This is a genomic window from Nocardia sp. NPDC050408 (assembly GCF_044458905.1).
Classification (GTDB): Bacteria; Actinomycetota; Actinomycetes; order Mycobacteriales; family Mycobacteriaceae; genus Nocardia.
This window is the reverse complement of sequence record NZ_JBITIL010000001.1, coordinates 760,066-778,833: the sequence shown is the minus strand read 5'-3', so window position 1 is coordinate 778,833 and position 18,768 is coordinate 760,066. Positions and strand designations below refer to the sequence as shown.

The following is an 18,768-nucleotide window of genomic DNA, read 5'->3' as shown; positions in this document are numbered from 1 at the left end:
GTGGTTGGCGCGCCCCGCCGCGCGCCCGCGCCTGCCACCCCCCGCCCCCGCAGGCGCGAGTCTCGACGGCTCGGACGCGAGACACCAGGGGGCCGCGAACACGCGGCGCCGCAGGCGCTGCAAATTAGACACCGAACCGGCGATGTCGAGCGGCGTAGTCGCGTAAGGCGCGCAGGAAATCCACCCGCCGGAATTCCGGCCAGTACGCCTCGGTGAACCATATTTCCGAGTATGCGCTCTGCCACAGCAGAAACCCGGAAAGCCGCTGCTCACCGGAGGTTCGGATGACCAGATCGGGATCGGGCTGACCGGAGGTGTAGAGGTGCTGGCCGATGGAGTTCACCGATATCGACTGGACCAGATCCTCACCGATCTCCCCCGCCGCGATCTCCTGGCGCACCAACTTGCGGACCGCATCCGCGATCTCCTGCCGACCGCCGTAGCCGACTGCGACGTTCACGTGCAAACCGTCGCGTCCGCTGGTGCGTTCTGCCGCGGTGCGCAGCCGCTTGGCTACCAGCTCCGGGAAGCCGTCGAGCGTGCCGACGATGCGCACGCTCCAGTTCTGTTCCGGTGCCGACAGCTCCTCGACGACATCGGTGATCACCTCGAACAGGGTCTCCAGTTCGTCGGGATCGCGCTGCAGATTCTCGGTGGACAGCAGATACACGGTCACCATCTCGATGCCCTCGTCCGCACACCAGCCGACAAGTTCGGCGATTTTCAGCGCGCCGACTCGATGTCCGTGGCTCACATCGGTGAAACCGTTTTCTCTGGCCCAGCGCCGATTACCATCGCACATCACCGCGACGTGCCGAGGATGTTGTTTGCCGGCCAGCTGCTTGGACAGCCGCGCCTCGTAGATGCGGTATGGCAAACCACGCACCTGACTCGGAAGCTCCACGGCGACCAACCCTACGCCTCAGCGGCGTGATCCCGGCATCGACTGTGTTCGATCGCGGCGTTCACGGTGCCCTCCGTGGTTACGCTCCGCTGCCGCCTCCGGGCCCGTCGCTCACGCCGCGGGTTTCCGCGTACAGTGACGGGAGGCCACAACTTACGGTACCGTAAGTTACTGACGGGTATCACTAGGAGGTAACTCGTGTCCGAAACGGCTGGCGCGACCGATACGACACCGGTGGCGATCCCGAACTCGTCAACGCTGCTCAAGCCGCGGATGCGGGGCTGGATTCACACCTGGGCTGTGGGCATCGCGGCAATCGCGGTGCTCGTATTGGTCTTGAAGGCCGCAACCGTCTCAGCGACGGCAGGTTGGTCCACCCTCATCTATGGGCTGACCGTGTGCGGGTTGTTCGGTATCAGCGCCGTCTACCACCGGGTGACCTGGGCGACCACAAAGGCACGCATCCAGATGAAGCGCGCCGATCATTCGATGATCTTCCTGTTCATCGCGGGCAGCTATACACCGTTCGCATTACTCGGCCTGCCCGGACGGACCGGACAGATACTGCTGCTCGTGGTGTGGCTGGGCGCGCTGGCCGGGGTGGCATTGAAACTGTTGTGGCCGACCGCTCCCCGCTGGGTCGGGGTGCCGCTGTATCTGCTGTTGGGTTGGGCGATCGTGCCGGTGGCCGGACAGCTCAATACGAATATCGGGATCGCACCGCTGATCCTGCTGCTCATCGGCGGTCTGGTCTACAGCGGTGGCGCGATCCTCTACGCGACCAAATGGCCGAACCCTTGGCCCATGGTGTTCGGCCACCACGAGTTCTTCCACGCGGCGACCGTGCTCGCCGCGCTGTGCCACTACGCCGCGATCTGGTTGGTCGTCTTGCGCTGAGAACGTCTGGGCATCCCGACACAGGGGTGCCCTGCTCTGACCCGGGTGCCCGGACGGAACATCGTGGACATGCCGAATTGCCCTTTGCGGCAATAGAGTTGGGGACGGATCCGGATCCGGAAGATGGCGGGGCGAGATGGCACAGCAGAGGATCGATGCCGGCAGAAGGCAGGCCGTGAGCGAGCGGGGGATCGGCTACCGCTGGGGCGTTGCGATGGCACAGCATCGGCGGATCGTCGGCGTGGTGTGGTTGATCTTGATCGCCGCGTGCGCCGTCGCCTACCCGCAGCTCAACGGCCGCCTGGAGGCCATGGAGTTCCATGCCGACAAGGCGGAATCGACGCGGATCACGGAACTGCTCGCGGCGCACTATCCCGATCTGGGTGCCGAACAGCTTGCGCTGGTCTTCGATTCGGAGCAGCGCACCGTCGATGATCCGGTCTACCGGGCGATCGTGGAGCGGGCAGTCGCGGATTTGCGTGGAGTGCCCGGGGTACGGGTCGCGGTGGGTCCGTTCCAAGGGGATCAGAAGTCGCAGATCTCGGTGAGCAGACATGCGGCGCTTGCGGTCATCGGGATCGACGGCTCGATTCCGGCGCGGGCTGAGTTGGCCGGTGAGCTGCAGGAACGGGCGGGGCAGTGCTCTGGTGACGGGGTGAGCGTCGGCCTCACCGGCTTCTCACCGGTGCTGCGGGATCTGATGGAAATCGAGGTGGCCGATTCCGGGCAGGCCGAGGCGCTGGGCCTGCCGGTGGCATTCGTACTGCTCATCCTCGCGCTCGGCACGGTGGTCGCGGCATTGGTGCCGGTCATGGTGGCGTTGACCGGGCTCTTGCTCGCGTTCGGCGGACTGTTTCTACTGTCGCATGTGATGGCGACCAGTTCGTTGTTGCTCGCGGTCGCGACCATGATCGGCACCGGCATCGGGCTGGACTATGCGATGTTCGTGGTCAGCCGGTTCCGCGAAGAGCTCGCGAAGCCGGGCGGCAGTTCCGCAAGTTCCGCAGCCGGTGTGGCGCATGCCTGCGGGATCGCGATCGCCACGGCAGGTAAGACGATCGTCGCCTCGGGCTTCATTGTGATGATCTCGCTGTGCTCACTGGTTGTGGTGCGTGCGCCGGTGTTCCGCGGTATCGCGGTCGGCGTCGCGATCGCGGTCGTGGCCACGCTGATGGTGGCGCTCACGCTGCTGCCCGCGGTGCTGGCAATGCTCGGGCCGCGGGTGAATCGCGGTGCGCTGCCCGCGCGGTGGCAGCCGTTGGAGACCCGTCCCGGATCGGATGCCGATCCGGCGAGCGGGCGCTGGGCGCGCTGGAGTCGGATCGTGATGGCGCGGCCGGTGGTTTTCGGTATCGCGGCCACGCTGGTGTTGCTGGTGGCGGCCGCGCCGCTGACCGGAATTCGCTACGGCATGGATATGGGCACCGCGGCGATGGGCGATACCGCCTCCGGCAAGGCAAGCAAGGTCGCCTCGGAGAATTTCGCGCCCGGACTGCTCGCGCCGATCACGATCGTGGTGACTGGTTCCGGCGATACGCCGCTGACCGCCACGGCGACCGGCGAGGTGCAGAACTTCCTGACCGCACTCCGCTCGGATGAGCGCATCGAACAGGTGCTGCCGATCCAGCGGGACGGACGGGTCTTCGCGATGGTGGTGGCCAAGACCGCATTCGATTCCACCGAGGCCGATCAACTCGTCCGGGAGATCCGCGAACGGGCCACCGCACTGCCCGGCGACGTGCTGGTCGGCGGTGCGACGGCGGAGTTCGCGGATATGTCCGACGAGATCACGGGGAAACTGCCACTGGTGGTCGCGCTGGTTCTATGCTGCTCGTTCGTGTTCCTCATTGCTGCCTTCCGCAGCATCGCGCTTCCGATCAAGGCAATAGTTATGAATCTGCTGGCCACCGGCGCGGCGCTGGGCATTACCGTGGCGGTGTTCCAGTGGGGCGTCGGCGAGTCGCTGCTCGGATTCCACAGCACCGGGTTCATCCAGGTATTCCTGCCGACCATGGTCTTCGCGATCCTGTTCGGCCTGTCGATGGACTACGAGGTGTTCTTGATCCGCCGGATCAAGGAATTCTGGGAGAACTCCGCGCGCACCGCGGCCGATAACGAATACGCCGTGGCGGCCGGGCTCCAACACACAGCCCGCCCGATCAGCGCGGCGGCGGCGATCATGGTGGTGATCTTCGGCAGCTTCCTGACCGCGAGCGTGCTGGAGCTGAAGCAGGTCGGGTTGGCGCTTGCGGTGGCCGTAGCGATCGATGCGGCGTTCGTGCGGTTGGTCTTGGTGCCCGCGCTGATGAAGCTGTTCGGAACCTGGAACTGGTGGCTGCCCGGATCGGGGGCGCCCGTGCGCGTCGGGGTTTCGGTGCGCCCGCACGCACCAGCGCAGGCTGGTTCCGCTCCGGATGTCAGGGCATCGTGATCACCAAGCTGGTTGTTTGGGCCCTGAAGGCTCGGTGGGGGTTGGCTGCGGTGGTGATCGCCGCGAATCTCGGTGGCCTCGCGGTGATCGTGACCGAGCTGTGGCTCAGTGGATTTTTCGGGCGGATCGGGGATGACTGGCGGCGAATCATCGGGCTGGCGTCGATCTATCCGGTAATGGGTTTCCTGGCCGGGGTCGGGCTCGCCGTGCGCGATCGGACCGTGTATTTCGGGTGGCTCGATGACGGGCGCAAGCCGACCGTCGACGAGTCGCGACGACTGCTGCGCCTACCGATCGCGATCACCGCCCGAGCGCTGGCGATATGGCTGCCCGGCGTGATCGTGGCGGCCTCGATGCTCTCGCATCTATCCGCGCACAACAGTGCGGCGGTGACCACGGCGCTGTTCACCATGGGCGCGCTGCAATCGGCCGGATTCACCTTCCTGATCGTCGACCGGCTGATCCGCCCGACCATTCCGGTGGTGTCGGGGGTGCTCGGCCCCACCGCGCACTGGAGTTCCTCGGTGCTGATGCGAGTCGTGATGACCTGGGCGGTGGCAGGTGCGATGCCGCTGCTCATGCTGATCACGGTGCTCGCCGATCCGGCCTCCGGCGCACCGGACCGCGTCCGCGCCGCCATCTACCTCTCCATTGTCGGCATCGGATCCGGCGCGCTTGCGACCGCGATCCTGGCCCGTTCGGTCGCGACGCCGATGCGCACGCTGCGCCGAGCGCTCGATCGGATCACCAAGGGCGAGTTCGATGTTCGGGTTCCCGTCGGCAGCACCAGCGAGATCGGGCGGCTGGAGAATTCGGTCAATGAACTCGCCGTCAATCTGCGTGAACGCGAGCGGATGCGGGATGTATTCGGCCGGCACGTCGGCGCGGAGGTCGCCGAGCGGGCGTTGGCGGGCGGGGTCGATCTGACCGGCGATGTGCGCGAGGTGTCGGCGCTGTTCGTCGATGTCACCGGATCCGTCGAGCTGTCCAGCGGTCTGACGCCGCATGATTTCGTGGCCAAGCTCAATCGACTGCTCGCGATCGTGGTTGCGGCGACCGAGGAGAACAACGGGCTGGTCAACAAGTTCGAGGGCGATGCGGCGCTGTGCATCTTCGGTGCGCCGATCGCATTGCGGGACAATGCGACACCCGCGCTGCGAGCCGCGCGGCGCATTCGCGACGAGGTCACGGCCACCGGCGAACTCGATATCGGCATCGGCGTCGCACGTGGACGAGTGTTCGCGGGTGATATCGGCTCCGATACGCGGTTGGAGTACACGGTGATCGGCGATGCGGTCAATGAAGCGGCCCGGCTGACCACCGAGGCGAAGGAGGTGCCGCGCCGAATCCTGGTGAGCAGCGCGGTCATCGATGCGGCGGCCGAGCACGAGCGCGCCAAATGGGTTCTCTACGAGAACATTCTGCTGCGCGGAATGCCCGAACCGACTGCCTGCTGGACCGATGTGGAGGACGCCCCGACTTCCAATGGGGCGGAACCCGATACTGATGCGGCCGCCATCAGTGCGATCGCCGAAGTACGAACAGCGACAACCGAATCGGGAGCGGCCGCCTCGCGGCTAGGGCCGGTTCAGGGAGGCGCGTAGATCGGGCGTGGTCGTTACCGGGAGGTCGCAGACGGAGCCGCGGCAGACGTAGGCAGAGGGTGTGCCGTTGACTGGGGAGCGGTCGGCTAGGAGGGGGACCGAGTTGGCGGGGGCGGCGATGATGACGGTGCCACCGGGGGCTTCGGTGCGGGCAGTGGCGATCAATTCCGTTGCCGCGGTCGAGGTGTCGGGTAGGGCGATGGCCACTTGGAGGGGTCCACGGAGGGCGGCTTCGGCTACGGTCAGCCATTGGCCTGCCGAGCGTGCGGCGCGGGCGAGGACTACGGCACCGCGTTGCAGGGTTCGGTCTGCCAGTTCGCGGTAGCGGAGGGCGGGTTCGGGAGCACTGGTGGCGGCGGCTGTGAGGAGGGCTTCGGCCAGAGCGGATGCGCCTGCGGGTGTTGCACCGTCGATGGGATCGCGGGGACGGGCGACCAGGGTTTCGGCGTCGTCGGCGGTATCGAACCAACTGCCGGGTGCGGCGGCGTCGGCGAAGTGTTGGATTGCCTTGTCCAGCAGGCGTTGTGCGTGTTCGAGCCAGTCGAGTTCGCCGGTGGCCTGGTGTAAGGCGAGCAGGCCGGTGACCAGCCAGGCGTAGTCCTCCAAAACGCCTGGAGACGTGCCGACCACCCCGCCGAGCGAGGCGCGGCGCACCCGGCCGTCGACCACATGCTCGGCCAGCAGAAAGCGGGCGCAGCGGGCGGCGGCTTCCACCCAATCATCTTGCCGCAGTGCGGAACCTGCTTCGGCTAGCGCGGTAATCGCCATTCCGTTCCAGGCGGTCACCACCTTGTCGTCGCGGTCCGGCTGTGGGCGTCGAGCACGGGCCTCGCGCAGTGCGGCGCGGGCACGTTCGAAGCGTTCGCGGGCGGCCGCCCTGGTCCCGTCGTCGGACAGTGCATCCGGATCGACATATCGGGTGAGTACCGAGGTGCCCTGTTCGAAGTTACCGGCGGTGGTTACCCCGAAAACCTCCGCAGCCCAAGTACCTTCGATAGGTCCGAGTGCACCGATCAGCTCGGCGGGTGTCCAAACATATGTCGCGCCTTCGACCCCCGGTCCGCCCGGCTCCAAGTGGGTGTCGGCATCCAGCGCGGACGCGAACCCGCCGTGGTCGGTGCCGAGGTCATCGAGAATGAACTCCACTGTCTCGCGAGTAACCCTGTGCACCAAAGACTCTCGCTCACGGTTTCGGCGAGCGAGATGCGCGTAGGCGCGCAGCAGTTGCGCATTGTCATAGAGCATCTTCTCGAAATGCGGCACTACCCAAGCGGCGTCGACGGAGTAACGGGCGAATCCGCCGCGCAACTGGTCGTAGATACCGCCGCGCGCCATTGCTTCAGCCGTCCGATTCACCACGTCGAAAGTCGCGGCGTCGCCGGTGCGCTCCCAACTGCGCAGCAGCCCCTCCAACAAAGCCGATGGCGGAAACTTCGGCGCACCACCGAATCCGCCGTGCTTGGGATCTTCATCGCGCAGCACCGCCGCGACCGCATGATCGAGCAGTTCGACCGAAATCGTCACGTCGGCCTCGGGCAGTCCGGCGGCCTGCGCACGCAGCGCTTCGGCCACTTGCGCGGAGGCCGTATCCACCTCATCGCGCCGGGTATTCCAGGTATCGGTAACGGCCGTCAGCAACTGCGTAAACGACGGCATCCCGCCGCGCGGCACCTTCGGGTAGTAGGTGCCGCAGTAGAACGGCTCACCGTCCGGCGTGAGGAAGCACGTCATCGGCCAGCCGCCCTGACCGGTCATCGCCACCGTGGCATTCATATAGACCGCGTCCAGATCCGGCCGCTCCTCGCGATCCACCTTGATGCACACGAAGTTGTCGTTCATCTGCGCCGCCGTCCGCGCATCCTCGAACGATTCGTGCGCCATCACATGACACCAGTGACAACTCGCGTAGCCGATCGAGAGCAGGATCGGCACATCCCGCCCTCGGGCCTCGGCCAGCGCCTGGGCATCCCATTCCTGCCAGTGCACCGGATTGTCCGAATGCTGGCGAAGGTACGGAGAAGTTGCGTTCCGGAGCCGGTTCACCCTGTCAGCTTCTCACGGACCGCCGTCCACGTCAGGTATGCGGCACGCTCGCTGGGATCTCGCGCCGTGATCGCAGCTCGAGTTTGCCGAGGATCTTGGATACGTGGGACTGAACCGTGCGACGCGACAAGAACATTTGCGCCGCGATGCCGGAATTGGAGCAGCCTTCGGCGACCAGCGCGGCGACCTTGCGCTCGGTATCGGTCAGCGCCGCCCAGCCGGATTTGGGGCGGTTGCGCCGACCTCGCACACCTCGCCGAAGCCCGTACCGTCGCAGGCGCGCGTCGGTACGGGCGGTATCCCACGATGCGCCGAGTCGGCTATAGATCCCTATCGCGGAGTCCAGCGAGCGACGGGCGTCCAGATCGCGTCCCTGCGCGGCGAGTAGCACGGCGGCGTTCTCGTGTGCTTGCGCTTCGTAGAACGGCCGTCCGGACCTCCGGAAGGCCTGGGCGGCCGCCAGCAGGCTATCGGAATCGCGCTCGACCAGACCTCGACACAGCAGCGCTGTGCCACTCCTGGAGGCGGTCGGCTGTCGCGCCGCGAGTTCGTTGGCGCCGGCCGCCACTGACAGCGCCGCATCCCTGTCGCCGAGGTCCGCGGCCAGTCGGGCGATATCCGGAAAGATGTAGTAAAGCGTCGCCGCGGCCAAACCGTCGGCCAGTCGCTGATGGGCGTCGACGAGCAGCTTCAAGGCCAGGTCCGGATGGCCGTGCGCCTCATGTGCCAATGCTTGGGCCCACAGGTGCAAGTGCGCGTAGCCGGTGCTGCCCGCGAGGTCGTCCGGTATGGGAATGCTGTCCACGTCCGGCAGGAACGTGCCGCGGTGAATACCGATGAGCGCCGCCATGGCACGCGCGACCGTCGAGTATCCGAGCACGTCCGGCGCCCCCGTGCTCACGCTGCATTCGGCTACCGCGTCATCCCAGCGACCGTCCAGCAGGTAGAGCCGTGCCTTGGCGACCAGATTCGAGGACAGGTACACGCCATGGCTGCGGCGGTTGTGCGCTATCGCCTGTTCCAGCACATCTTCGGCATCCGTCAGGCGATCGAGCTCGATCAGACAGTGTGCTCGCAGTGCATAGGGATCGAACTGGTCCGGGCCGCTGCCGTCGGTCGAGACGATCGGTATCCGCGTGCTCAGCTCCAGCGCCTCAGCGAGATCTCCGCGGGTGTAGCGGAGGGCACCCACGGCGGTGAGGCCGTACCCCATGCTGCGAGGATCCGCACTGGATTTCCCCAGCGAGATCGCCTTTCGGCCGGCCCACTCGGCCACATCGAACCGTTCGAGGAACAAGCTGTGCACCGCGTACATGCCTTGGAAGCGGCCCGCCGCCTCGACCTCGAGATCCATTGTGCGCAGCGCTGTTTCGACAACCTCGACGGCATCGGCCATTCTGCCCCGGGCTTGGCAGGCTTGGGCGAGCAGCCAGCGCATTTCGATATCGTCGCGAAACTCCGGCCGTGTCGACAGCGCACCGCGCACCTCGGCCTCCGCCTCGGCAGATCGGCCGCTGCGCAGCAGCGCCCCGATATATAAGCGGATCAGCTGTGGATTATCGGCCTCTGCGGCCGTGGTCGCGCGCCGCAACAGCCGCACCGCCAGCTCGGGTGCTCGAAAGGCCAGCTCGTCCGCCACAGCAACCAGCCAGTCGATGCTCGCATGGTCCAGTTCATAGTCGGCGACCGCCAGATAATGTGCGATCCGCTCGATCGGTGCGTTGCTGGCCTGCAGGACCTCTCCCGTCCGGCGCAGCAGACGGCCGCGCACCGTGGCGGGCAGCTGATCGGACACCACTCGGCGGACCAATTCGTGCCGGAAAATCACTTCGGAGTCGACGAGTTCGAGCAGTCCGGTCACCATCGCATCACTGACGACGCCCCACACATCCAGGAGGGGACGGTTCAGCACCGACGCCAATTCCGGGACGTCCACGACCGGGCCGAGCGCGGCGGCAGCCGCCAGCACATTCCATGTCCGGCGCGGTAGAAAGTCCAGCCGCCGCGAAATCGCCTGCGCGAGTGTCGTGGACGGGCGCTGACCAGCGACCGCCTCGGTGATCTCTGCGGTGTCGGCGACCGTTGTGATCGCCTGCTCGCGCAGCAAGGCGACCACCAACTCGGTGATATAGCGCGGATTTCCACTCGCCCCCGCCACCTCCCGCAGCAACCGCGGGCCGGGGGCGGCGCAGACGATCTGCGACACCAGTTTCGCGGCCGCCGCGTCGGCGAGCCCACCGAGCCGGATCAGCGTGGCGCGGCGTGCGACGAGTTCGGCTGACAGCGCGGCAAACGCCGAGTCCTGAGGCTGTGGACGGGCCCCGAGCAGTAGCAGTAGCGGCAGATCACGGATGCGGGCGCACAGCCGCTGCAATACCGACACACTCGACCTGTCGGCCCAGTGGACGTCGTCCATGATCAGCGCGAGCGGGCCGGTAGCGCACCAGGCCTCGATGTGATCGAGGATCGGATCTGCCGCCGGCGTGTCGGTGTCGTGGTCGACATCGAGCCAGGAGAGCAGCGCGGCGAACGGCACGGTCTGCTGCTGTTCCCTGGCCGCTCCGAGTCGAATGTGCAGGCCCATCGCCACACACCGCACCCTGACCGCGTCCAACAGCGACGTCTTGCCGACACCTGGTTCGCCCTGCACCAGCACCACGGCGCCGTGTCCCGCGGCGGTCCGCGACGCGACCGCCGCCAGCCTCTCGATCTCGGCATCGCGACCGATCACCACTGTCGTGCAGGACTCCTCGGAGGGCCTCGTCGTCAACGAACCGCACATTCTCGCGCCCGATGATCGATTCCGACTGGATCCGCCACCACATCGACATACCCGGAGGGGGATACAGCGATGGATGGCAAATCCCATTGACGTGCCGATTTTTCGGCGCGGCAGGTGAGCTTCCATCCGAACGGCATCAGGTGGACCCGTTCCCCGTACTCCCCCAGTCGTTCGGCGAGATCCGACAGCACATCGAGTGTGTCGGCGAAGTGGACGAGGACATCCGGTGGATCGGCGGACGGCGTGACTCGGCTACCAGGGGTCGCGTAGTGCGGAGTTCCGGCGATGACGATATAGGCCGCCTCGCTGACGAGGCACAGGTACCGGATCGCGCGAACGGCCTCGGCGGTCAAGGGACAATCGCCCGGTTCGACGACGACTCGCACTACCAGGCAATCGACGAACACCTGCGTCACCCCGACCGTCGCGGGCTCGACGGCTACGGCGCACGGACCGGGGGCCACGGGGGTGTATTCGAAGCTGTGCCAACGACTTCCGACGCCCTTCATGCAAGAGACCTCCCCCGTGGATGCTGGAGATCGGTCATGGCTTCATCGGCACATTCCGGTCGACGACACCGCAGAGGGTGTAACAGAAGACGAACGGCACCGCACCGTCGTTGAACCATGCGTGTGGTGTGCCGTGCTGGATCAAGCAATCGCCCGATCGCAGCGATACATCGACATCGTCGCCGAGGCGCATGCGGCCTTGCCCGCTGAGCACGACGATGAAATCGATGCTCGCGGTGCTGTGCATGCCGGGCGCGGCGGGATCGAAGGCCGCCATCATTCCCGGCAGTTTCGTCTCCGCTTCCGCGGCAACGGCCGCCATCTCCTCCTCGGACAGATCGACGTCGCGCTCATAGGTCAGCCCCGGCGGTACGGAGATGAATCCGAAACGCAGTCCACCCGGACCGGGGAAGTAGCGCGTATCGGTCTGCGGAGGCATCCGGTCGACCGGCAGATCGGGTAGCTCGTCGAGTTCCCACATCCGATAGATCTCGGCACCGGGCAGCAGCGCCAATGTCAGCGGATCAGTGCTGTCGTCGGCCAGGACCCGTCCCTGTCCGGTTCCGTCGTCACCGACCACGATTCTGCGCATATGAACTCCTGACGCTCGTCCGCAACCAGCTGAATCGGGCCGGCACCGGTAGCCGCGGCGGCCGATCCGGACATCAGCTATTCGGACCGTAGCCGCCGCCCGAGCATGGCCGCTTGTCCTGAAGCGCACGAGAATGGTCCGAACGCGCAGAACTCGAAAACCGGCAATGCTTGCTCCGGCGGTGATCCGCGCGGGTCTGCTCTAAACTCTTCTCGAAATCGGGGTCTGCCCCGGGCTCCCGATGAGCGCCGAGTCGGAGGCGATATTCATGAATCAAGCGGCTATTGCCGGCTCCACCTCGACAAGTGCGGTGGATCCACATGAGCGAGCCGACTACTGGGCCGATCTGATCAGCACATACCACTGCCGGCTGGGCTACAGATTTCCCAGCCCCAACACCTTCCAGGGGCACACTCGACTCCGGCGCACCGACGCCTACCAGCTGGTCGGGTGGAAATCGGAGGCCATCACCTACCTTCGCAACCCGAGCCACATCCGTGCCGACCCCGATGACGACTACCGGTTGATCGTCCCTTTCGTCGGGCGACTGTCCTTCCGCACGAACGACGGGTACGGGACTCTCGACCCGGGAACAATGTGTCTGGTGGCCGTCGACCGGCCCTACGCCATGTCGATGTCCGACGGCACGCAGGGGGTGATCATCACCATTCCGCGCAAGGAGATACGGCATCGCCTCAACCGCGTCGTTCCACCCGACCACCCGCTGGATCTCACGACCGGGCTCGGACGGGTGACCGACGGAATCCTCGGCGGCCTGTACGCCGAATGCACCGCACTCACCGACCTCCAATTCGACAGCGTCTCCGAACGGCTGGTGGATCTGCTCTGCATGCAGATCCTCGGCGAACCGGCGAGTTCAGCCTCCCAGCTCGCCCATGTCGAAGCGGTCGCGCGCCGGTATATCCACGACCACGCCGGAGATCCCGAGCTAACCGGCACACGCATCGCCGGTGAGCTCGGCTGGTCACTGCGTCAAATTCAACTGGCGTTCAGCAATGTCGGCACTACGCCAAGCGAAGTCATCCGGGAAGAACGCCTGCAACTGGCGCGCGACCGTCTGCGCAGCCCTGCCTACCGGCACCGAAGTATCACCGATATCGCAACGGACCTGGGCTTCGGTTCGACCAGCAGCTTCAGCAAGGCCTTCCGTCGACGCTTCGACACCACTCCCGGCGAGCTCCGCGAGGGACTGACGGGCCGCGCCCGCGGGGCGCTCGCCGAAGCAGCCAGCTGAGGAGTGCGATCCGCTCCGGGGCCTTCATCAATTGCTGGATTCGCTAGCGCAGCGCCGGTTCCGCGACCTTATGCGCGGAGCCCACGTCATCGGTGTGCGTGGAGTCCGCATCCGAATGCATCGGATCGAGGGCAGGCTCGATGTCGACCGTGCGGCGCAGCGGGCGGTTCGGCAGGAAGGCGGTCGCGATGAGGGCGACGACCGTTGCGGCCGCGGCGATCAGGAAGATCCGGCCGGTCGCGTCGCCGTAGGAGGCGCGCACGATGGTGGCGATGGGTCCGGGGAGGGCGTCGAGATCGAGGTTGCCGCCGCCGGAGGAGGTCGTCTGAATGCCAAGTTTGGCAAACCCTGCCTTGGACAGATCGCTGACCTGGGTTGCCAGCACCGACCCCAGCACCGATACCCCGATCGCGCCGCCGAACGTGCGGAAGAAGGCGACGCTGCTGGATGCCGCGCCGATATTGTGCACGCTCACGGTGTTCTGCACGGCCAGCACCAGGTTCTGCATCATCATGCCGACGCCGAGCCCGACGACGGCGATGTAGATGCCGACCAGCCACAGGTTGGTCGCGTGGTCGATCGTGGACAGCAGCCCGAACCCGACCACCAGCAGCGCGCCGCCGCTGACGACGAAGCTCTTCCACTTGCCGAACCGGGTGATCAGCTGGCCGGAGCCGACCGATGCGGTCAGCATGCCCGCCACCAGCGGGATGGTCAGGACGCCCGCCACGGTCGGCGAGTAGCCGCGCGCGGTCTGGAAGTACTGTCCGAGGAAGGTGGTCGCACCGAACATGCCGACACCGACGGCGATCGAGGCGATGATCGCCAGACCCGTGGTGCGTTCGGTGACGATGGACAACGGGATGATCGGCGACTTGGCGCGGGACTCGACCCACACGGTCGCGATCAGCAGCAGTACACCGGCACCGACGTAGAGCGCCGACTCCGTGGAGATCCAGGCGTAGTAGTTCGCCTTTCCGGCGAACGACACCCAGATCAGCAGCACCGAAACACCGGCGGTCAGCAGCGCCGCACCTAGCCAGTCGATCGACACGCCCGCCTTGCGCTCGGTGGGCAGCCGCAGCGTCCGCTGCAGCAGCACCAGCGCGATCACCGCGATGGGCACGCACACGAAGAAGCACCAGCGCCAGCCGAGCGGGCTGTCGACGATGACGCCGCCGAGGATGGGGCCGCCCGACATCGATACCGCCATTACCGCGCCCATATAGCCCGAGTACCGACCGCGTTCGCGAGGCGCGACGATCGAACCGATGATCGCCACGACCAGGGCGGTCAAACCGCCCATGCCGATACCTTGGACGACGCGAGCGACCAACAGCACCGGCACGTTGTGCGCGACTCCGGCGATGATCGAGCCGGCGACGAAGATGACGATGGCCGATTGGACCAGCAGCTTCTTATTGAACAGGTCGGCGAACTTGCCCCAGATCGGGGTGGATGCGGCATTGGCCAGCAGCGCCGTGGTGATGACCCAGGCGTATGCGGTCTGCGACCCCTGCAGATCACCGATGATCGTCGGCAGCGCGGTCGAGACGATCGTGGTGCTGAGCAGCGCCGTGAACAGCGCGGCCAGTAATCCGGTCATCGCTTCGAGGATTTCGCGGTGAGTCATCTCCCGCCGCGGCGCCTGTACTGGTGTGGACATCTACTACCTGACTCTCTTACGAAACCGGCTGGTGGTCATCGGTGCGGTGGATATGGGCGACGAGTGAGTTCCTGAGCTTGTGCACTGCCGCACACGCCTGTTCCGCCTCGTGTTCGTCCCAGTCCGCGAGGGCGGTCTGCAACCCCGCCGCCCTCGACGCCCGAACTCGTTGCAGCAGTTCGCTTCCCGCGTCGGTGATCCGAATGCGGGAGGCACGGCCGTCGGTGGGGTCGGCCTGCCTGCTGATGTATCCGGCGGCGACCAATTCCGCGACGTGTCTGCTCAATACCGATGCGCTGAGGCACAGGTCGACGGCCAGGTCGACCTGTCGGCACGGTCCTTTGGCCTCGAGGGTGCCCAGCACCGCGACCCCGCCGGGGAGCATGTCGCCCTCCTCCGGATGGATGAGGGCGAGGCGGATCGCGCGGCCGATCAGATACAGCTCCTTGATCAGGCTCTGCGCGGTATCGGGTGAGACTGCCATGCCGACTCCCAGCACGAGATTAGTTGTTTGCGGTATGCAACTATATATTAGTTGCTTACGCTAAGCAAATATTGGCTCCATTGCGGGCCAGCGGCAGATATCGTCACAGCGTGGACTCCCTGCGCCAGCTGCGGTACTTCGTCGCCGTCGCCGAAGAACTGCACTTCGGACGCGCCGCCGAACGCCTCGGCATCGCGCAGCCCCCGCTGAGCCAGCGCATCCGCAAACTCGAGCAGGATCTCGGCGCGCGACTCTTCGACCGGGACAGCCGACGCGTCGAACTCACCGAGGCGGGCCAGATCCTGCTCGTGGAAGCCCGCGATCTGCTCGCCCGCTGGGATCGGGCGCGACGGCTGGTGGGCAAGGCGCATCGGGGTGAGATCGATGCGCTGCGGGTCGGTGTCCCACCCGAACTGGCCGGACGGGTGCTCGCCGCGATGCTTACAGCATTCGAAAGCCGTGACGTCCGAGTCGACCTACAGGAACTGACCACCGCCGAGCAGATCCGACTGCTCGCCGACCGCCAACTCGACGCCGGACTGCTGCAACATCCGGTCGACGTGGTCGGACTCGAACTCGGCCCCGAGATCGAAACACCGCTCGGCGTGGTGCTGCCACGCGATTCGCCGCTGGCCACACGCTCCGCGCTCACCCTCGCCGACCTGGCCGGACTCGGTCTGGTGATCTTTCCGCGGGCCGCCGCGCCCGGCCTCTACGACGCGACCATGCGCACCTGCTGGGAGCACGGCTTCCGACCCACCCGCGTCCAGCACGCCCGCAATCCCGAATTCGTGCTGGGCATGGTGCTTTCCGGCCGCGGCGTCGCCTTCGACCAGGGCATGGTCGCGCAAAAGGAACCGCGCGTCGTTTGGCGACCGCTGACCGACGCACTGAGCTGGCGACTCTCGCTGGCCTGGCCCGCAGCGGCACCCCATCCGCTGATGCGCGAACTGGCCGAGCTGATCGTGACGGTCATCCAGGGTGACGGCGCATCACGACCCGCGCCCGCTCAGGAGGTGGCGCAGCGGCCGTGGAATGTCGTATTCGGCCGTTCGTGACGGATACGCTGAATCGCCGACCGGGCGGCGGCGCCGATCGCATGATCCACCTCGGGCAACCGCTGGGCGAGGGTATCGGCCCTGGTGAAAACCGCTACGGCATAACGACTTCCACCGGGATATGCCACCACCCCGATCTCATTGCGAATAGCGGGCAGTGATCCGGTCTTGCCCCACACCGACACCTCCGACGGAAAGGCCGCGGCGAGCCGGTACCAGTTGAGCTGCTCGCCCATGAGTTCGCGCACCCACCGGCAGGCGGCAGGATCGCCCGCGCGATCCTGGCCGAGCAGGGTGAGCAAGCGGGTCATCTCGCGCGGCGTGCTCGCGGTAGTGCGCAGCGGATCCATGGCACGGGTGCCGAGCACTTCCGACACACTCAGGGTCGGGAAGCGTTGCGCGAATTCGGCGGTATCGGATGCGCCGATATCCTCTGCCATGGTCTGGACGACGAATCTGGGCGAGCCGACGATCCGGGTCTCGGTGAGCCCCAATTCGCGTGTCAGTGAGCGCACATTGTCCAGGCCGACGCGGTCGAAGAGCAGGTCGGCGGCGGTGTTGTCGCTCACGGTCAGTGCGAAGAATGCCGCATCGCGCAGGCTGAATTCGACATCGTCCAGACATCCCGCGGTGCCGACGCCACCGAGCCGATCCGCCGCGGTGGCCCGCACCCGATCGGTCGGATCGAGCTGGCCCGCGACCACCTGACGGGCGAACTCCAGCACCAAGGGCACCTTCACCACCGACGCCAACACCACCGGTTCATCGGCACCGAGCCCGACCTCACCGGCGCAGTCGAAACATCGGGCGTGCAACCAACCGCGCACACCGGCCTTCCCGAAGATCTCCTCCACGACAGCCAAACTTCCACACGGATCGCTCCGAGTCAGCTTGACTCTCCCGCCGATGGAGGGTTCACGCTCGTCACCGTCCGAGATTTCGATACCGAAGGGCTCACAATGAAACTCGATCTGGCCAAGAGCGACCGGCACTACTACGACGCCGCCCCCGAACCCGAACTGCGCACCTTCGACACCTACGGCTACCTGACGGTCACCGGCTCCGGCGCACCCGGCGGCGCGAATTACACCGAGGCAGTGCAGAGGCTGTATCGAACCGCCTACGGCGCCAAGAAGATCGCCCAGGCGGACGGCCAGGATTTCGTGGTGCCGAAGCTGGAGGGCCAGTGGTGGGTGAACTCAGATGAGCCGCCGCTGTCGGTACCACGCGAACAGTGGCAATGGAAGCTGATGATCCGCATGCCGGAGGTGGTCACCGCCGAGATGGTGCCCGACGAGATGGTGTCAGGCGCGAGATTCGAGCGGCTGACCGAGGGTACCGCGATCCACGTCATGCACATCGGACCGTATGCCACCGAACCGGAGACGCTGGCCAAGATGGAAGCATTCATGGCCGCCGAGGGGTTGGTCATGAACGGCCGCCATCACGAGATCTACCTCTCGGATCCGCGCAGGTCACCGGACGCGCATACCCGCACGATCCTGCGGCATCCCGTACGTCGCGCCTGAGATCGACCGCGCGACAAACGGTTACCAGGCCCGCCCGAGATAGCCGAGCAGTCGACGGTGCGCGGGTGCGTCCGCGGGCACCGTGACCTCCTCGTCGAACATCCCCGGTTTGCGGAACCCGTCGAGCCCGCCCATGGCGTGCATGGTGGTCAGCACTTCGGCGCACAATTCGTCATCAGCGAGGTCGGGACGGTCGATGGCCACGGCGATATCGACCCCGTGCGCGACAACTTCGGTGAGATGGACCATGGCGGCCGCCGGGCCGGGTAGCTCGCCGAGAGCCAGGTGCACGGTGCCGGTCAGGGCGTCGGGACGATGCCAGGCGGCGCGGTCCACCTCGGCGGCCGCGGCGAAGGCACCCTGCGGATCGATGCCGAGCCAGTCGTCCTCGAGTCCGGCGCCCGCATCGGTCCCGCTGACCTCGGCCGCGAACCGGTGCATATTGCCCACGGCATGATTGAGCACCGCATACACATCCCAATCCTGACACGGCGTCGGCGCCGCGAGCCGGTCGCCATCGACAGCGGCGATCACGATCGCACCCGTCATATCCAGTGCGCGGTCGATCTGTCCGATCACATTGTCCATGGGCATCCTTCGCTCGAAGAGTCAGCAGAAGGGGTAGCACGACCGGGTGACATCCAAACTCGATCCAACACCGCCGAACTCGATCCAACGCCGCTCAGATCACGGAATCCAGTACGACAAGGCCCCAAAAGGGTTGCGCCGATACCGTTCCGGAGCAACACATGATCGAGAGCACCCAGCACTGCGGAGTTCGGCCCAGCACTGACGAGTTCGGCCCGGCACTGCGGAGTTCGGCCCGGCACTGACGAGTTCCGCCCAGCACTGACGAGTTCCGCCCAGCACTGCGGAGTTCGGCCCAGCACTGACGAGTTCCGCCCAGCACTGCGGAGTTCCGCCCAGCACTGACGAGTTCGGCCCAGCACTGACGAGTTCGGCCCAGCACTGACGAGTTCGGCCCGGCACTGCGGAGTTCGGCCCGGCACTGCG

The 18,768-nt window shown here is 66.3% G+C and carries 15 protein-coding genes; 6 read left to right on the top strand and 9 right to left on the bottom strand.

All coding sequences use genetic code 11. From position 1 onward, the window contains the following. Window positions 1–124: 124 nt before the first annotated feature. Window positions 125–913, bottom strand: coding sequence for an isoprenyl transferase (locus ACIBJI_RS03365; RefSeq protein ID WP_364341338.1), 789 nt, complete (start codon window positions 911–913; stop codon window positions 125–127). A gap of 225 nt (window positions 914–1,138) precedes the next feature. Between ACIBJI_RS03365 and ACIBJI_RS03360 the strand changes: the two genes are divergently transcribed. The 3 genes from ACIBJI_RS03360 (at window position 1,139) to ACIBJI_RS03350 (ending at window position 5,836) form a co-directional block, all read left to right on the top strand. Further along, window positions 1,139–1,801 carry a hemolysin III family protein gene (locus tag ACIBJI_RS03360; protein ID WP_364341384.1) on the top strand — a complete coding sequence of 221 codons (663 nt, stop codon included), beginning with the start codon at window positions 1,139–1,141 and terminating at the stop codon, window positions 1,799–1,801. 175 nt (window positions 1,802–1,976) lie between these two features. Next, window positions 1,977–4,232 carry an MMPL family transporter gene (locus ACIBJI_RS03355; protein WP_364341336.1) on the top strand — a complete coding sequence of 752 codons (2,256 nt, stop codon included), beginning with the start codon at window positions 1,977–1,979 and terminating at the stop codon, window positions 4,230–4,232. After that, window positions 4,229–5,836 carry an adenylate/guanylate cyclase domain-containing protein gene (locus ACIBJI_RS03350; protein WP_397082866.1) on the top strand — a complete coding sequence of 536 codons (1,608 nt, stop codon included), beginning with the start codon at window positions 4,229–4,231 and terminating at the stop codon, window positions 5,834–5,836. Before ACIBJI_RS03355 ends, ACIBJI_RS03350 begins: the two co-directional genes overlap by 4 nt. On the opposite strand, the gene ACIBJI_RS03345 is transcribed toward ACIBJI_RS03350, so the two are convergent. Genes ACIBJI_RS03345 through ACIBJI_RS03330 form a run of 4 tightly spaced genes read right to left on the bottom strand, consistent with a single transcriptional unit; the run spans window position 5,810 to window position 11,762 of the window. Next, window positions 5,810–7,879 carry a thioredoxin domain-containing protein gene (locus ACIBJI_RS03345; RefSeq protein WP_397082864.1) on the bottom strand — a complete coding sequence of 690 codons (2,070 nt, stop codon included), beginning with the start codon at window positions 7,877–7,879 and terminating at the stop codon, window positions 5,810–5,812. The two genes, ACIBJI_RS03350 and ACIBJI_RS03345, sit on opposite strands and share 27 nt — an antisense overlap. 31 nt (window positions 7,880–7,910) lie before the next feature. Next, window positions 7,911–10,649 (bottom strand): AAA family ATPase, encoded by a 2,739-nt coding sequence (locus ACIBJI_RS03340; RefSeq protein WP_397082862.1) that lies wholly within the window; start codon window positions 10,647–10,649, stop codon window positions 7,911–7,913. Further along, entirely contained in the window at window positions 10,646–11,170 is a 525-nt protein-coding gene (locus ACIBJI_RS03335; RefSeq protein WP_364341328.1) for a hypothetical protein, read from the bottom strand. Before ACIBJI_RS03335 ends, ACIBJI_RS03340 begins: the two co-directional genes overlap by 4 nt. A gap of 34 nt (window positions 11,171–11,204) precedes the next feature. Next, window positions 11,205–11,762, bottom strand: a complete 558-nt coding sequence (locus tag ACIBJI_RS03330) for a cupin domain-containing protein (protein ID WP_364341326.1) — start codon at window positions 11,760–11,762, stop codon at window positions 11,205–11,207. A gap of 268 nt (window positions 11,763–12,030) precedes the next feature. Between ACIBJI_RS03330 and ACIBJI_RS03325 the strand changes: the two genes are divergently transcribed. After that, window positions 12,031–13,017, top strand: a complete 987-nt coding sequence (locus ACIBJI_RS03325) for a helix-turn-helix domain-containing protein (RefSeq protein ID WP_364341323.1) — start codon at window positions 12,031–12,033, stop codon at window positions 13,015–13,017. Window positions 13,018–13,060: 43 nt separating this feature from the next. On the opposite strand, the gene ACIBJI_RS03320 is transcribed toward ACIBJI_RS03325, so the two are convergent. Next, window positions 13,061–14,683, bottom strand: coding sequence for an MDR family MFS transporter (locus tag ACIBJI_RS03320; RefSeq protein WP_396957244.1), 1,623 nt, complete (start codon window positions 14,681–14,683; stop codon window positions 13,061–13,063). A 16-nt stretch (window positions 14,684–14,699) separates the two neighbouring features. Further along, a complete protein-coding gene (locus tag ACIBJI_RS03315; RefSeq protein ID WP_364341321.1) occupies window positions 14,700–15,167 on the bottom strand; it encodes a MarR family transcriptional regulator in 468 nt (155 codons plus the stop codon). Between the two features lie 110 nt (window positions 15,168–15,277). Here ACIBJI_RS03315 and ACIBJI_RS03310 point away from each other — a divergent pair, with 110 nt between their 5' ends. Next, window positions 15,278–16,225, top strand: a complete 948-nt coding sequence (locus ACIBJI_RS03310; RefSeq protein ID WP_364341319.1) for a LysR substrate-binding domain-containing protein — start codon at window positions 15,278–15,280, stop codon at window positions 16,223–16,225. On the opposite strand, the gene ACIBJI_RS03305 is transcribed toward ACIBJI_RS03310, so the two are convergent. After that, complete coding sequence (locus ACIBJI_RS03305) at window positions 16,177–17,079, bottom strand: serine hydrolase (RefSeq protein ID WP_396957245.1); 903 nt, start codon at window positions 17,077–17,079, stop codon at window positions 16,177–16,179. The genes ACIBJI_RS03310 and ACIBJI_RS03305 overlap by 49 nt on opposite strands. 105 nt (window positions 17,080–17,184) lie before the next feature. On the opposite strand from ACIBJI_RS03305, the gene ACIBJI_RS03300 reads away from it, so the two are divergent. Further along, window positions 17,185–17,754 (top strand): GyrI-like domain-containing protein, encoded by a 570-nt coding sequence (locus ACIBJI_RS03300; RefSeq protein WP_397082860.1) that lies wholly within the window; start codon window positions 17,185–17,187, stop codon window positions 17,752–17,754. A gap of 21 nt (window positions 17,755–17,775) precedes the next feature. Here ACIBJI_RS03300 and ACIBJI_RS03295 read toward each other — a convergent pair whose 3' ends face one another. Next, a complete protein-coding gene (locus ACIBJI_RS03295) occupies window positions 17,776–18,342 on the bottom strand; it encodes a TIGR03086 family metal-binding protein (protein ID WP_364341313.1) in 567 nt (188 codons plus the stop codon). Between the last annotated feature and the right edge of the window lie 426 nt (window positions 18,343–18,768).